Source organism: Enterococcus sp. DIV0574, from assembly GCF_051711125.1.
In the GTDB taxonomy this organism is placed as follows: domain Bacteria; phylum Bacillota; class Bacilli; order Lactobacillales; family Enterococcaceae; genus Enterococcus_D; species Enterococcus_D gallinarum.
Genome location: NZ_JBIOMA010000001.1, coordinates 1,209,414 through 1,225,209 on the forward strand (window position 1 = coordinate 1,209,414; position 15,796 = coordinate 1,225,209).

Consider the following 15,796-nt stretch of genomic DNA (forward strand, 5'->3'; position numbering starts at 1 on the left):
TTCTGGGAACAAAATAGTAGATAATCGATGAGCAAGAAGAGTAGCTTTTGTTTTTCAGCGAGTTCGGGAAGGTGTGAGCCGAACAATCAAGAAAGTGAAGCGCACTTGTGAGATTTTGCCTAGCAAACGGAATTCTGCCGTTATCAGAAATAAGTAGGTCTTTTAAGAATCATTCCTTAAAGGACAAATAGAGTGGTACCGCGGGAAATCTCGTCTCTAGTGCATGTGATGCACTAGAGGCTTTTTTTAGTTGTTCCGCATGTACATTCGCTGGGCATTGCTTTCGTATCGAAACAAATGGAGGGAAAGAAAATGAATAATAAACAAATCGTTGCACAAGCTATTTATGCCGCTGTCAAAGAAGATTTGACTTTAGAACAAGTCAGTCAATTGTTAGAAAATCCTAAAACTGCTGAACACGGAGACGTTGCTTTTCCTGCCTTTGCTTTAGCCAAAGTCTATCGCAAAGCACCGCAACAGATCGCTAGCGAACTGGCGGAAAAAATTGATCCAGCTTCTTTTGAAAAAATCGAAGTCGTGGGTCCATACTTGAACTTTTTTATGAATAAAGAAGTGATCAGCGAACACGTCTTACAAACCGTCTTGAAGGAAAAAAATCATTATGGAGATCAATCAATTGGCAATCAGCAGGCGGTTCCGATTGATATGTCTTCACCAAATATTGCGAAACCAATCTCCATGGGCCATTTGCGTTCGACGGTGATCGGTAATTCGATTGGCTTTATTCTTGAAAAAATCGGTTATCAGCCAATTCGGATCAATCATTTAGGAGACTGGGGAACTCAATTTGGGAAATTGATCGTTGCCTATAAAAAATGGGGTTCTGAAGAAGCAGTTAAAAAAGAACCAATCAATGAACTCTTGCGTTTATATGTTGAATTCCATGAACAAGCAGAAAATGATAAAGCGTTGGAAGATGAAGCTCGGGCATGGTTCAAGAAGCTAGAAGACGGTGATCAAGAAGCAACCGAATTATGGCAATGGTTCCGCGATGAGTCATTGCAAGAGTTCAACAAAATCTATGACATGCTGGAAGTAAGTTTTGATTCATTGAATGGGGAAGCCTTCTACAATGATAAAATGATGGAAGTCGTTGAACTTTTGGAAGAAAAACATTTATTACAAGAAGATCAAGGCGCAGAAATCGTTGATTTGACTGCCTATGATCTCAATCCAGCGTTGATCCGCAAATCTGACGGCGCAACATTATATATCACTCGGGATATGGCGGCAGCATTGTACCGCAAACGGACTTATAACTTTGCTAAGTCTCTGTATGTTGTCGGTAACGAACAAAGCTATCATTTTAAGCAATTGAAAGCAGTTCTTAAAGAAATGGGCTTCGATTGGTCAGATGATATGCACCACATCCCATTTGGTTTGATCACCAAAGATGGTAAGAAGCTGTCTACTCGTAAAGGAAAAATCGTTTTATTAGAAGAAGTATTGAATGAAGCCATCGAATCTGCGAAAGAACAAATCACAGAAAAAAATCCAGGCTTAGCGAACAAAGATGAAGTGGCAAAACAAGTGGGTGTCGGTGCGGTCGTCTTTCATGATTTAAAAAATGATCGCCTGAACAACTTCGATTTCACATTGGAAGAAGTCGTTCGTTTTGAAGGAGAAACCGGACCTTACGTCCAATATTCTCATGCACGGGCGATGAGCATTTTAGAAAAAGCACAATTTGATCCTGCCAATGCGCAAGCTCTTGCTTTGAATGATGCAGAGAGCTGGGAAGTGATCAAGTTGATCCAACGCTACCCAGAAACTATCTTACAGGCTGCAGATAAATATGAGCCATCAGTGATTGCTAAACATGCGATCAAATTAGCGCAAGCCTTCAATAAATACTATGCAAATGTCAAGATTTTAGCAGAAGATGCGCAAAAAGATGCTCGATTGGCATTGGTTTACGCTGTAACAGTCTTGTTAAAAGAAGATTTGCGTCTGTTAGGATTACATGCACCTGATAAAATGTAAATAAAAAAAAAGATACCAACGGCAGCCTATATGCTTGCCACTGGTATCTTTTTTTCGATTCTTTAGAGAATAGCATGGGACTTGATATATTCAGTCAGCTTGATGGCATCTTCATTTGTACGGGAAATAACGGCTACTGTATCAAAGCCGGCGAGAGAACAAACTTTCTCAGGCATCGAAACTTCATCTAAAGCCGCTGCCAATAAAGGTGCATTGTCAGGGATCGTATTGATTAGCGTCATAAATTGAACACGATCCACTTTGGTGACGACATCTTCCAGCATGTGAATCAGCCGTTGTTCTTCCGCTTTTTCATTTTCTTGAGTATTCATTCCTTGAAAGAGAACAAATTTTGTTTGTCCAGTCTCATCAGGCTGTTTGACAATTTTTAGATCACGGATATCGCGGGAGATCGTTGCCTGCGTAGCGGTTACTCCTTGTGCTTCGAGCAACTGCAACAGTTCTTCTTGAGTTCCCACACTATGTTCTGCAATAATCTGTTTGATCAATAAATGCCGGTCGGATTTACGCATAAATAGACTCCTTTAATTGAATTCTTCAGCATTATCATAGCAGAAAAAGGATTAAAAACCTAGGCTTTAGTCAGACTGAACACCCGTTGTTTGTAAGAAAAAAATGTAAAAGTAAACAGCTAGGTTTATGAGGAAAAGCAGTTGCAATTCTTTAGTAGCTACTGTATACTGTTTAAGGCGTGAGTTTTTTGACTCCGCAAATCCACATCTTGTTCCATCTGCGAAGCGGTGCTGATAATCAGTTCTTCGAAGAGCTAAAGAGCAAGAGAGGAAATCAAAAACCAAATTGGAGGAAACACATCATGGCAGTAATCTCAATGAAACAATTGCTAGAAGCCGGCGTACACTTTGGACACCAAACACGTCGCTGGAACCCAAAAATGAAGAAATATATCTTCACAGAAAGAAACGGTATCTACATCATCGACTTACAAAAAACTGTTAAGTTAGTAGATGCAGCATACGACTACATGAAAAACGTTGCTGAAGAAGGCGGAGTTGCTTTGTTCGTAGGAACAAAAAAACAAGCCCAAGAAGCAATCAAAGAAGAAGCAATCCGTTCAGGTCAATACTACGTAAACCATCGTTGGTTAGGTGGAACATTGACGAACTGGGAAACTATCCAAAAACGTGTTGCTCGCTTGAAACAAATCAACAAAATGGAAGAAGATGGCACATTTGATGTCCTTCCTAAAAAAGAAGTCGTTGGTTTGAACAAAGAACGCGAACGTCTTGAAAAATTCTTAGGCGGTATCGCTGATATGCCAAGAATTCCAGATGTAATGTACGTTGTTGACCCACGCAAAGAACGCATTGCGATCCAAGAAGCACGTAAATTAAATATCCCAATCGTAGCGATGGTTGATACAAACTGTGATCCAGATGAGATCGACGTAGTTATCCCATCAAACGACGATGCGATTCGTGCCGTTAAATTGATCACTGCTAAAATGGCAGATGCATTTATCGAAGGCAACCAAGGCGAAGACCAAGTAGTTGAAGAAGATTTTTCTGTTGAATCAACAGAAAATGCTACTTCAATCGAAGAAATCGTTGATGTTGTCGAAGGCGACAATGTATCAGCTGAATAAGAAATGATGGAGCTGTTTCAAAGGCTAGGCGCCAAGCCTCACTCTCCTTTGAAACAGCTTTTTTAAAAGGCAAGTTCAGGCTTGTTAAATGACATTTAGGAGGAAAACAAAAAATGGCAGAAGTAACAGCTAAATTAGTAAAAGAATTGCGCGACATGACTGGTGTAGGTATGATGGATGCAAAACGTGCCTTAGTTGAAGTCGAAGGAGATATCGAAAAAGCCGTTGATCTATTACGTGAAAAAGGAATGGCTAAAGCTGCAAAGAAAAATGATCGGATTGCTGCTGAAGGATTGGCATCTGTTGCTATCAACGGGAATGCTGCTGCAATCGTTGAAGTAAACTCTGAAACAGACTTCGTTTCTAAAAACGAAATGTTCCAAGATTTAGTTAAAGAAATCGCAGAAGTAATCGCTGCAAACAAACCTGCTGACATGGAAGCTGCTTTGCAGTTGGAAACATCAAAAGGTAAAATGGAAGCAGCATTGATCGAAGCAACTCAAGTTATCGGTGAAAAAATCAGCTTCCGTCGTTTTGAAGTTGTTGAAAAAGATGACAACTCTGCTTTCGGTGGCTACTTGCACATGGGCGGACGTATCGCTGTCTTGACTGTTCTTGAAGGAACAACAGACGAATCAGTTGCAAAAGATGTCGCTATGCACGTTGCTGCAATCAATCCTCGCTATGTGAATGAATCTCAAATCTCACAAGAAGAATTGGATCACGAAAAACAAGTTTTGACTGAACAAGCATTGAACGAAGGCAAACCAGCTAACATCGTTGAAAAAATGGTTGAAGGCCGTTTGAAAAAATTCAAAGCAGAAATCGCTTTGGTTGACCAACCATTCGTTAAAGATCCTGACATGACTGTTGAAAAATTTGTTGCTTCAAAAGGCGCAACAGTGAAATCATTTGTTCGTTTTGAAGTCGGCGAAGGTATCGAAAAACGCGAAGATAACTTTGTAGAAGAAGTTATGAGCCAAGTCAAAAAATAATTCTGTTCCTCGAACAGATGGGAACGCATGGAAGTGCGCTCCCTTTTTTTAAGCAAAAACCGATTTTCAAAAAAATTGCACAAATTCAAACAGAATGGCGCCAATATGCTACAATAGTATTGGAGAATGTACGGAGGAATCATCATGGGTAAACCAAAATATCAACGTGTTGTGTTAAAATTGAGCGGCGAAGCATTGGCAGGGGATGAAGGATTTGGTATCAAACCGCCAACGATCCAAGAAATCGTCAAAGAGATCAAAGAAGTCCATGAACTTGGTGTTGAAATGGCGATCGTAGTAGGCGGTGGTAACATTTGGCGTGGTCAGATTGGTGCACAAATGGGCATGGAACGAGCGCAAGCAGACTATATGGGAATGTTGGCAACTGTCATGAATGCATTGGCGTTGCAAGACACTCTTGAGAACGCTGGCGTACCGACTCGCGTCCAAACATCGATCGAAATGCGCCAAATCGCAGAACCTTATATTCGCCGTCGGGCAGAACGTCATCTAGAAAAAGGGCGTGTAGTGATCTTTGCTGGCGGCACAGGGAATCCTTATTTCTCAACAGATACTACGGCTGCCTTAAGAGCAGCTGAAATCAATGCAGATGTGATCTTGATGGCAAAAAATAACGTCGATGGTGTCTACTCAGCAGATCCAAAAATCGATCAAAGTGCAGTGAAGTTTGAAGAGCTTACGCATCTAGAAGTGATTTCGAAAGGATTGCAAGTCATGGATTCCACTGCAAGCTCATTAAGCATGGATAATGATATTCCGTTAGTTGTCTTTAATTTAAATGAACAAGGAAATATTCGCCGTGCAATCTTAGGAGAACATATTGGAACGACAGTAAGGGGGAAATAGAATGGCTGACAAAATTTTAACAGAAGCAAAAGATAAAATGAAAAAAGCAGCAGAAAACTTGCAGCGCGAGTTAGGACAAATTCGTGCTGGTCGTGCGAACGCAAGTATTTTAGACCGTGTGATGGTAACCTACTATGGTGTTCCAACACCACTAAATCAAATGGCATCAATCACGATTCCTGAAGCGCGTATTTTGATGATTACGCCTTTCGACAAAACAATGATCCAAGAAGTCGAAAAAGCGATCATGCAAAGCGACATCGGTATCACACCTGCTAACGATGGTACAGTAATCCGTTTAGTCATTCCGCAATTGACGGAAGAGCGCCGGAAAGAATTGGCAAAAGATGTGAAAAAAGAAGCGGAGAATGCGAAAATTGCTGTCCGTAATATCCGTCGTGATGCGATGGATGCTTACAAGAAGCAAGAAAAATCTGGCGATATCACGGTCGATGATTTAAGAGAATCAGAAAAAGAAGTTCAAACATTGACAGACAACAGTATTAAAGAAATCGATCAGATCGCAGCTGAAAAAGAACAAGAATTATTAGAAGTATAAGAAGCAGGGGCGCACAAGCGCCCTTTTTTTATTCCTAACAAAGAGAAAATGTTTTTGTTTTTCTTTAATATAGATTTCTTTTTTTACTTTTCATAGGCAAGAAATATGATTATTGTTATAATGAAAAAGATGAATTTTACGAAATGGAAGAGGAGCGAATCATATGTTGCGTTTTTTTCCACAAAAAGACAAATATGTTAAGGAAGAAACTGAATACGAACTTGATCCGGCATTACCTGTGCCTCAGCATATCGCGATCATTATGGACGGAAATGGCCGCTGGGCTCAGAATCGGCGTCTACCACGGGTGGCAGGGCACAAAGAAGGGATGGAGACAGTGAAGACGATCACGACCCATGCCTCGCGGCTTGGAGTCAAAGTCTTGACATTGTACGCATTCTCAACGGAAAATTGGAAACGACCAAATGAAGAAGTCGATTACTTGATGCAATTGCCAGTTGATTTTTTTGACACGTTTGTACCAGAGCTGATCAAAGAAAATGTGAAGGTCCATGTGATGGGCTTTACCGAATATTTGCCTGCTCACACTCAAGATGCTGTCAATCGTGCCATCGAACAGACCAAGGAGAATACAGGAATGGTCCTGAATTTCGCTTTGAACTATGGCAGTCGTGCTGAAATGCTGCAGGCGATCCAAAAGCTGTATGAAGAACTAGACCACACACAGGAGACGGTAGAAATCACCGAAGAAATGATGGACCAGCATCTCATGACTGGCTTCTTGCCTGCTGCACTTCGCGATCCTGAATTGGTGATTCGAACGAGTGGTGAAGAACGGATCAGTAATTTTCTTCTTTGGCAAATTGCTTATAGCGAGCTCTTTTTCACTAAAGCATTATGGCCTGACTTTGATGCCCAATTGTTAGAAGCTGCCATCGGCAGTTTTCAACAGCGAAATCGGCGTTTTGGCGGGTTGAACAAGAAGGAGGACAAAAAGTGAAACAACGTGTGATCACCGCAGTGGTGGCATTAGCATTTTTTTTACCAGTTATTTATGTCGGGGGAATAGCCATCGAGTTGACGGCAGCTTTACTTGCCGGAATTGGTGTGTTTGAATTATTTCGGATGAAAGGATTAGCGGTTCTCAGTTTTGAAGGGGTGTTATCGATTCTTGGGGCTGTGATCTTAGTCTTACCTAAAGATCCTTGGTTTGCTTTCTTACCAGCAAATACAGATAAAAGTGCCTTGTTTTATCTGATTGTCTTGTTGTTGCTAGGGATCGCTGTCGTTTCCAAAAATATGTACACCATTGATGAAGCAGGTTTCCCCGTTTTAGTCAGTCTGTATGTGGGTGTCGGCTTTGAACGTTTCTTGACGGCTAGATTAGTACCAAACGGATTAGTTGTGCTGATTTTTGGCTTGTTTATTGTTTGGGCGACAGATATTGGTGCTTATATGGTTGGCCGCCGATTCGGCGCACATAAGCTATGGCCGGAGATCTCACCGAACAAGACCATTGAAGGGGCATTGGGCGGAATTGTTTCGGCAGTCGTTGTGGCAGCTCTTTATTTGTTGGCATTCCCAGGCAACGATTACTTTGGCCATGGAAGTCTGATCATGATCGTATTGACGATTATTTTTTCGATTGCTGGTCAGTTTGGTGACCTTGTCGAATCAGCTATCAAGCGACACTACGGAGTAAAAGATTCAGGCAATATTTTGCCTGGCCACGGCGGGATTCTTGATCGTTTTGATAGTATGCTGTTTGTTTTTCCAATCATGTACTTATTAGGTGTTTTCTAAAGCAATCATTTAGTTAGTCTAGATAAACGAGCAATAATCACTTGCTTGACTAGATAAGTGCTAGGTCATTAATTTGTTTGATCAGCTCCGCAGAAAGAAGACACTTTTTAACCTCATTTTAACCTTATTTCAACCTCTAAATGAAGCCTGTTTTCACGGGACCAGACATTTAGAGGTTTTTTAGTTCTCGACTATTTGGCGGTTGAAGCTTTTTTGACGGACCACTGTGAAGAATGCGAGGATAAGGAAAAAAGAACACTCTTCCTGTTAAGGAATGTGTTGTGAGAAAGAGCCACAGTCTTTTTATGCGTGTTAGAGCTTGGTTCTTTAAATTCTTGTTACAATAACGCCGGAAGTTCCTCATTAGGTGTGGGTGTGATAAAATAAAGAAAGGTTTCCCCTTTAGCAAGAGGGAACAGTGAAAGCGAGGAAACAGAATGAAAACGATTCTTGTGTTTATTATCATATTTTCTGTTGTGGTCGTAATCCACGAATTTGGACACTACTTCTTTGCCAAACGTGCAGGGATTTTAGTTCGGGAATTTGCCATTGGAATGGGTCCAAAGCTTTTTGCCCATCAAGGAAAAGATGGAACGACTTACACGATTCGAATGTTACCATTAGGTGGCTATGTTCAAATGGCAGGCTGGGGCGAAGATGAGACAGAGCTGACACCAGGTATGCCGATCTCACTTGTGCAAGACAAGGATGGAAAAGTCATCAAGATCAATACTAGCAAAAAGGTGCAGTTGCCTCATGCGATTCCGATGGAAGTGGTAGACTTTGATCTCGAAGAAAAGTTGACGATTGCAGGGTACATCAATGGAAATGAACAAGAAAAAGTCGCTTATGCGGTCGATCATGATGCAACCATTATTCATGAAGACGGTGTTGAAGTAAGGATTGCACCGAAAGATGTTCAATTTCAGTCAGCGAAACTTTGGCAGCGAATGTTGACCAATTTTGCTGGACCGATGAATAACTTCATCTTAGCTTTTGTTTTATTCACAGGGTTAGTGTTTGCACAGGGTGGTGTACAAGATGTGAATACGACCAGCATCTCTGGTATCCAAAATGGTTCACCAGCCGCTGAGGCAGGCTTGAAAGATGGCGATGAGATCTTAGCAGTCAATGGCAAGACAGTATCCAACTGGCAGGAATTGAGCAGTGAGATCCAAAATTATCCTGACACGAAGATCCCCCTTGAAGTGAAGCGGGGAAGTGATACATTAACGATTGAAGCAACGCCAGAAGGGAAATCTGCTGAAGGAGAAAAAGTAGGATTTATGGGAATCAGTCCTGGCTTGAAAACAAGTCTTGGTGACAAGCTATTAGGTGGCTTGAAATTGACCTTCAACAATGCTTTACTGATTTTCCGAGCTGTCGGTAATTTGATCGTACAACCAGATCTGGACAAATTAGGTGGTCCGGTGGCCATTTTCCAATTGTCCTCACAAGCAGCCTCACAAGGGGTAGCCTCTGTCGTCATGATGATGGCGGCGATCTCCATCAACTTAGGAATCTTCAATTTGTTGCCTATTCCAGGATTGGATGGCGGCAAACTCGTTTTGAACATTCTTGAAGGTGTCCGAGGTAAACCGATCAGTCAAGAAAAAGAAGGAATCATCACGTTAATTGGGTTTGGTTTTTTGATGTTGCTGATGGTGTTAGTGACTTGGAATGATATTCAGCGCTTTTTCTTTTGATTAGAGGAAGCAGCTGATACGGGCCAAGCAGGGTGTATGGTATAGCAAAGTGTTTGCAGCAAAGGAGAAAAAAATGAAGCAGTCGAAACTGTTTATTCCGACATTGCGGGAAATACCAAGTGATGCGGAAACATTGAGTCATCAACTTTTAGTTAGAGCCGGTTATATTCGGCAAGTGGCAGCAGGCATCTACATGTATTTGCCTTTAGCCCAGCGGGTGTTGGAGAAAATCAAAAAATTGATGCGGGAAGAATTAGCCAAAATTGATGCAGTAGAAATGACGATGCCAGTTTTATTGCCCTTGGAACTATGGCAAAGTACTGGGCGAGATGGGCTTTATGGGCGCTCACTGTATCAGTTAACAGATCGAAACGAGCGGGAGTATGTCTTGGGGCCAACCCATGAAGAGCCTTTTACGGAATTGATCAAAAGTGAGATCTCTTCCTACAAACGTCTGCCGATCAGTTTGTATCAGATTCAGTCAAAATACCGAGACGAACAACGTCCGCGCTTCGGTTTGATTCGCAGTCGCGAATTCATCATGCAAGACGGCTACTCATTTCATGCCGATGAGTCAAGTTTAGATACGACTTATCGTCGGTATGAAGCAGCCTATCACGCGATTTTGCAGCGTTGTGGTCTGGAGTATCGCGCAGTGATTGGTGATAACGGTCTGATGGGAGGGCATGATTCCAAAGAATTCATGGCACTGTCGCAGATTGGTGAAGAACTAATTTGCTACTCAACGGAAAGCGACTACGTGGCGAATTGGAAAATGGCCACAAGTTTGTATGTATCAAAGAAATCTCACGAAACCTTTCTTGAGCGCGCAGAGTTGCAGGTTGATCCATCTTATTCTCTGGAAGAAGTAGCTGCAGCTTGTGAGAGTGACTTGACTAAGATCGTTCAGTCCTTTCTTTTGTTTGCTGATGGAGAACCGGTCATGATTCTTCTACGTGGCGATCATCAATTGAACGAAGCAAAAGTCAAAAATTTTCTAGAAGCCGATCAATTGAAAATAGCTACACCAGAAGAATTACGTTGTCATCTGCAAACTGAAGCAATCAGTCCCATTGCGCTGCCGGAAAATGTCCGCTTATATGCTGATCAGCATGTACAAGATTTAGCAAATGTGATCGTCTTTGGAAATCAACCGGGCCATTACTATCAAAACGCAAATGTAGGACGAGATTTTTCCCCATTGGCATTTGCTGATTTTCGATTGGTGCAAGAAGGTGATCCTTCTCCAGATGGCAAAGGGGTCCTAACTTTCACACGAGGAATCGAAGTTGGCCACATTTTCAAGCTAGGAACCAAATACAGTGAAAGACTTGGTGCGACAGTTGTCGATGAGAACGGTCAGGAGACGCCAGTCATGATGGGGTGTTATGGCATCGGTGTATCTCGTCTTCTATCAACAATCGTTGAACAGCACGGCAATGAAGAGGGAATCGATTGGCCGAAAGAGATTGCACCCTATGATATCCATATTATTCAAACCACAATGGAAGACTCGTATCAAACTGCTTTGTGCGAGGAAGTAGAGCAAGCGATGCTTGCTGTCGGTTATGAAGTTTTAGTAGATGATCGCAACGAACGTGCTGGTGTCAAATTTGCGGATGCGGATTTGATAGGCTGTCCGATTCGATTGACCATTGGCAACAAAGCGACAGAAGGGATTGTCGAAATAAAAATCAAACACACAAATGCAACCGTTGAAGTTCGTAAAGAGGAAGTGGCTACGACATTAACGATCTTGTTGACTGCATCTGAATGATCCGTGACAAAAATCGAGGAAGGGGGAGCCCTTTCTCGATTTTTTAATGAAAGACAAAAGAAAAAGAGGTATACTAATTAATACTGAGAAAAAGGAGGATGGTCAATTGTCAAAAGAAAGAGAGACCTTTGAGATCTTATTAGAGCAAATCAATGCTGGTCCTAATTTACGCCAACATCCTTTGATACAGACCGCTCAAATCAAACAAGTCGTGGTCCATCGCCAGTCAAAAGCTTGGACATTTTACTTGCAGTTTGATACATTGCTACCCGTTATGGTGTATCAATCGTTCAAACAACATTTGGAACTGGCCTTTAAGGAAATCGCTGCGGTGCGAATGATCATTGAAGCCAAGGATAATGCCTTCGATCAACAACTGATCCAAGAGTACTGGCCATTAGCACTCGCAAATCAAAACTGTGATCGTCCACTAGTACAGCAAGTCATTAAGAATCAGCTACCGGTAGTGAATGAGAAAAAAGTGATCCTGCCTGTTACCAATGAAGCGGTAATCGCGATTTTGCAGCAACAATATTTACCAATCATTGAAGAAAACTATCAAACATTTGGTTTTCAAAAATTTCGTATCATTCCTGAAATGGATGCCGAACAAGCAGAAGAAGCTTTAAAAGAATTGGAAGCTCGTAAAGAAGAACAGACTGCTGCTTTCCAATTACAGGCTGCTGAGAACTTGATCGCCCATGAACAGCGGAAAAAAGAAGTGAAAGCTGTTGAATTTGACGGTCCGATTGCATTGGGAAGGAATATTCCAGCCGATGAACCCGTTACCCCAATGATTAATATCATTGAGGAAGAACGCCGTGTGACGATCCAAGGATATGTCTTTGATAAAGAAGTTCGGGAATTACGTTCAAAGCGGAAGATCTTGATTCTGAAAATCACGGATTATACGTCATCTTTCAGTGTCAAAAAGTTCTCCAATAATGAAAAAGATGAACAAATCTTTGAGGCAATCGCCAAAGGCAGCTGGGTAAAAGTTCGCGGAAGCGTGCAGGAAGATACCTTTATGCGAGATCTTGTTATGAATGCTCAAGACTTGATTGAGGTAAAACACGAGATTCGGAAAGACTATGCACCTGAAGGAGAAAAACGGGTGGAACTCCATCTTCATTCAAATATGAGTACGATGGATGCCACGAATAATATCAGTGATTTAGTTGCACAAGCTGGAAAATGGGGACATAAGGCGATCGCTATTACGGACCATGGTGGCGCGCAAGCTTTCCCAGATGCCCATCATGCGGGTGAAAAAGCTGGCGTTAAGATTTTATATGGGGTTGAAGCCAATATCGTTGATGATGGCGTTGCAGTGGCTTATAACCCTAAACCAGTTCCTTTGACGGATGCCACGTATATTGTGTTTGACGTGGAAACGACGGGGCTATCTGCCGTTTATGATACAATTATCGAATTAGCGGCTGTCCGCATGCATAAAGGCAATGTGGAAGGCTCATTTGATGAATTCATTGATCCAGGACACCCATTGTCTCGAACCACCGTAGAGCTTACAGGGATCACGGATGAAATGGTTCGCGGTTCTAAATCAGAAGAAGAAGTATTGCGACTCTTTAGAGAGTTTTCTGAAGGAGCAATCTTGGTTGCCCACAATGCTTCTTTCGATATGGGCTTTTTAAATACGAGTTATCGAAAATATGGGATTCCAGAAGCCGAAAATCCAGTTATTGATACATTAGAACTGGCACGTTACTTATATCCTGAGTTCAAACGTTTTGGTCTAGGCGTCTTATCTAAAAAATTCGGCGTCAGCTTAGAACAGCATCACCGAGCGATCTATGATGCGGAAGCCACGGGCCATTTAGCTTGGATCTTTGTCAAAGAAGCGATGGAAAAGCATGGCATGCTGCTGCATGAAGACTTGAACCGCCATGTGGGAGGAGAGAACTCCTTCAAAGCGGCGCGATCATTCCATGCGACGATCTTGGCGAAGACGCAAGCCGGATTAAAAAATTTATTTAAATTGATCTCGATGTCGAACGTGAAATATTTCCATGACAAAGTCCCAAGAATTCCTCGCTCGGAATTGGTGAAGCTGCGGGAAGGATTACTTGTAGGAACCGCCTGTGACAAGGGAGAAGTCTTTGTCGCCATGATGCAAAAAGGGGTGGATGCTGCCCGTAAATTAGCAGAGTTCTACGATTATATTGAAGTCATGCCCAAAGAAGTTTACGCTCATTTGATTGAGACCGAACTTGTTAAGAATGAATCAGACCTAGAAGACATTATTCGCAACCTGATCGAGATTGGCAACGAATTAGGCAAAGTGGTGGTAGCTACAGGGAATGTTCATTATTTGAATGAAGAAGATGCGATCTATCGTAAGATTTTGATCAATTCAATGGGGGGAGCCAATCCTCTGAATCGCCATAGTCTCCCAGCTGTTCACTTTCGGACGACAGATGAGATGCTGACCGCTTTTCAATTTTTAGGCCCAGATACAGCCAAAGAAATCGTCGTGACGAACCCCAACAAAATTTCGGATATGTGTGAAAAGGTCATTCCAGTTAAGGATGATTTGTATACGCCAAAAATCCCAGGTTCCGAACAAGAAATCACAGATCTAAGCTACAATCGTGCCAAAGAATTATATGGGGATCCTTTGCCTGAGATCGTTGAAAAGCGATTGAAAAAAGAATTAGATTCCATTATCGGAAATGGCTTCTCCGTGATTTACCTGATCTCCCAAAAACTGGTACACAAGAGCAATGAAGATGGCTACTTGGTGGGCTCGCGGGGATCTGTCGGTTCCAGTTTTGTCGCAACGATGACCGGGATCACTGAAGTGAATCCATTAGCTCCTCATTATTATTGCCCAGACTGTCAGTACTCGGAGTTTTATGAGGACGGGTCTTATGGCTCCGGCTATGATATGCCAGAAAAAAAATGTCCGAAATGCGGCACCCGACTAAACAAGGACGGTCATGACATTCCGTTTGAAACCTTCTTAGGTTTCCATGGAGATAAAGTCCCCGATATCGATTTGAACTTCTCTGGGGAATACCAGCCCGAAGCGCACAATTATACAAAGGTTCTTTTCGGAGAAGATTATGTTTACCGTGCAGGAACGATCGGTACGGTAGCAGACAAAACCGCATTCGGTTTTGTAAAAGGGTTTGAGCGGGATCACAATCTTCATTATCGTGCAGCAGAAGTGGACCGATTGGCCAAAGGGGCTACCGGAGTGAAGCGCACCACCGGACAGCATCCAGGGGGGATCATTGTAATCCCCGATTATATGGATGTCTATGATTTCACACCGATTCAATACCCAGCCGATGATATGAATTCTGAATGGAAGACGACACACTTTGATTTCCACTCGATCCATGACAATATTTTGAAACTGGATATTTTAGGACATGATGATCCGACAGTGATTCGGATGTTACAGGACTTATCTGGAATTGATCCAAAAACGATCCCTACCGATGATCCAGAAGTTATGCGTATTTTTGGCGGAACGGATGTTTTAGGTGTAACAGAAGAGCAAATTTATTCTAAAACTGGTACCTTAGGGATTCCTGAATTTGGGACCCGTTTCGTACGGGGGATGTTGGAACAGACCCATCCGTCCACCTTCGCAGAGCTGTTGCAGATTTCAGGGCTTTCCCACGGAACGGATGTTTGGCTGGGAAATGCCGAGGAACTGATTCGGCGCGGTGATGCCAACTTGGCAGAAGTCATTGGTTGTCGGGATGACATCATGGTCTATCTGATTCATGCAGGATTAGATGACGGTATGGCTTTCAAAATCATGGAGACGGTTCGTAAAGGACAATGGAACAAGATCCCGGATGATTTGCGAGATACGTATCTGCAAGCGATGCGGGAAAATAATGTCCCTGAATGGTATATTGATTCTTGTTCTAAGATCAAGTATATGTTCCCCAAAGCCCATGCGGCAGCCTATGTATTGATGGCATTGCGGGTCGCTTACTTCAAAGTATATTTCCCAATTCTGTATTACTGTGCCTATTTCTCTGTTCGTGCGGACGACTTTGATTTGATCGCCATGTCAAAAGGCAAAGAAGCGGTAAAAGAGCGGATGCAAGAAATCAATGACAAAGGCATGGATGCATCGACAAAAGAAAAAAACTTGCTGACTGTTTTAGAATTGGCCAATGAAATGTTGGAAAGAGGCTATGAATTTGGCATGATCGATTTATATAAATCGGATGCTGAGAATTTTGTGATCGATGGCAACAAGCTGATCGCACCATTTCGAGCTGTACCAAGTTTAGGTCTAAACGTAGCCAAACAAATCTGTGAGGCCCGGAAAGATGGTCCGTTCTTGTCCAAAGAAGATCTGGCCAACCGAGGAAAAGTTTCCAAAACATTAATCGAATATATGACAGACAATGGTGTCTTGAAAGATTTACCGGATGAAAATCAATTGTCGTTGTTTGATATGCTATAAGGAAGAAATTTATTATCAACTATAAAAACGATTCGCAGGCACTA

Annotated in this window: 11 protein-coding genes and 1 other annotated feature; of the genes, 10 read left to right on the plus strand and 1 reads right to left on the minus strand. The window is 42.2% G+C overall.

The genetic code is table 11. The features are described 5' to 3' along the window. Nucleotides 1-18: 18 nt before the first annotated feature. Nucleotides 19-221 (plus strand) — a binding site (T-box leader). Between the two features lie 91 nt (nucleotides 222-312). Then, nucleotides 313-2,004 carry an arginine--tRNA ligase gene (argS, locus tag IGJ45_RS06010; RefSeq protein ID WP_155852702.1) on the plus strand — a complete coding sequence of 564 codons (1,692 nt, stop codon included), beginning with the start codon at nucleotides 313-315 and terminating at the stop codon, nucleotides 2,002-2,004. A 62-nt stretch (nucleotides 2,005-2,066) separates the two neighbouring features. On the opposite strand, the gene IGJ45_RS06015 is transcribed toward argS, so the two are convergent. Continuing rightward, nucleotides 2,067-2,537, minus strand: a complete 471-nt coding sequence (locus IGJ45_RS06015) for an arginine repressor (protein ID WP_003126866.1) — start codon at nucleotides 2,535-2,537, stop codon at nucleotides 2,067-2,069. Nucleotides 2,538-2,839: 302 nt separating this feature from the next. Between IGJ45_RS06015 and rpsB the strand changes: the two genes are divergently transcribed. The 9 genes from rpsB (at nucleotide 2,840) to IGJ45_RS06060 (ending at nucleotide 15,752) form a co-directional block, all read left to right on the plus strand. Next, nucleotides 2,840-3,628, plus strand: a complete 789-nt coding sequence (gene rpsB / locus IGJ45_RS06020; RefSeq protein ID WP_257602765.1) for a 30S ribosomal protein S2 — start codon at nucleotides 2,840-2,842, stop codon at nucleotides 3,626-3,628. Between the two features lie 113 nt (nucleotides 3,629-3,741). Then, entirely contained in the window at nucleotides 3,742-4,623 is an 882-nt protein-coding gene (gene tsf / locus IGJ45_RS06025) for a translation elongation factor Ts (RefSeq protein ID WP_005472197.1), read from the plus strand. A gap of 144 nt (nucleotides 4,624-4,767) precedes the next feature. After that, on the plus strand, nucleotides 4,768-5,490 hold the full coding sequence (gene pyrH / locus IGJ45_RS06030; RefSeq protein WP_003126869.1) for a UMP kinase: 723 nt from the start codon (nucleotides 4,768-4,770) through the stop codon (nucleotides 5,488-5,490). Nucleotide 5,491: 1 nt separating this feature from the next. Then, nucleotides 5,492-6,049 (plus strand): ribosome recycling factor, encoded by a 558-nt coding sequence (frr, locus tag IGJ45_RS06035; protein WP_003126870.1) that lies wholly within the window; start codon nucleotides 5,492-5,494, stop codon nucleotides 6,047-6,049. Nucleotides 6,050-6,212: 163 nt separating this feature from the next. Then, a complete protein-coding gene (locus IGJ45_RS06040) occupies nucleotides 6,213-7,010 on the plus strand; it encodes an isoprenyl transferase (protein ID WP_003126871.1) in 798 nt (265 codons plus the stop codon). After that, nucleotides 7,007-7,813, plus strand: coding sequence for a phosphatidate cytidylyltransferase (locus IGJ45_RS06045; RefSeq protein WP_060814675.1), 807 nt, complete (start codon nucleotides 7,007-7,009; stop codon nucleotides 7,811-7,813). Before IGJ45_RS06040 ends, IGJ45_RS06045 begins: the two co-directional genes overlap by 4 nt. A 437-nt stretch (nucleotides 7,814-8,250) precedes the next feature. Continuing rightward, nucleotides 8,251-9,519, plus strand: coding sequence for an RIP metalloprotease RseP (rseP, locus tag IGJ45_RS06050; RefSeq protein ID WP_081131699.1), 1,269 nt, complete (start codon nucleotides 8,251-8,253; stop codon nucleotides 9,517-9,519). A 73-nt stretch (nucleotides 9,520-9,592) separates the two neighbouring features. Then, nucleotides 9,593-11,296 carry a proline--tRNA ligase gene (locus IGJ45_RS06055; protein ID WP_113849923.1) on the plus strand — a complete coding sequence of 568 codons (1,704 nt, stop codon included), beginning with the start codon at nucleotides 9,593-9,595 and terminating at the stop codon, nucleotides 11,294-11,296. 106 nt (nucleotides 11,297-11,402) lie between these two features. Further along, the gene (locus IGJ45_RS06060; protein WP_438768661.1) at nucleotides 11,403-15,752 is read left to right on the plus strand and encodes a PolC-type DNA polymerase III; all 4,350 of its coding nucleotides are present in this window, start codon (nucleotides 11,403-11,405) and stop codon (nucleotides 15,750-15,752) included. Nucleotides 15,753-15,796 lie beyond the last annotated feature (44 nt).

Coding starts and splice junctions, on each gene's coding strand:
- frr (WP_003126870.1), top strand. CDS start 5,492: ATGGCTGACAAAATTTTAACAGAAGCAAAAGATAAAATGAAAAAAGCA.
- IGJ45_RS06040 (WP_003126871.1), top strand. CDS start 6,213: ATGTTGCGTTTTTTTCCACAAAAAGACAAATATGTTAAGGAAGAAACT.
- pyrH (WP_003126869.1), top strand. CDS start 4,768: ATGGGTAAACCAAAATATCAACGTGTTGTGTTAAAATTGAGCGGCGAA.
- tsf (WP_005472197.1), top strand. CDS start 3,742: ATGGCAGAAGTAACAGCTAAATTAGTAAAAGAATTGCGCGACATGACT.
- argS (WP_155852702.1), top strand. CDS start 313: ATGAATAATAAACAAATCGTTGCACAAGCTATTTATGCCGCTGTCAAA.
- IGJ45_RS06055 (WP_113849923.1), top strand. CDS start 9,593: ATGAAGCAGTCGAAACTGTTTATTCCGACATTGCGGGAAATACCAAGT.
- rseP (WP_081131699.1), top strand. CDS start 8,251: ATGAAAACGATTCTTGTGTTTATTATCATATTTTCTGTTGTGGTCGTA.
- rpsB (WP_257602765.1), top strand. CDS start 2,840: ATGGCAGTAATCTCAATGAAACAATTGCTAGAAGCCGGCGTACACTTT.
- IGJ45_RS06015 (WP_003126866.1), bottom strand. CDS start 2,537: ATGCGTAAATCCGACCGGCATTTATTGATCAAACAGATTATTGCAGAA.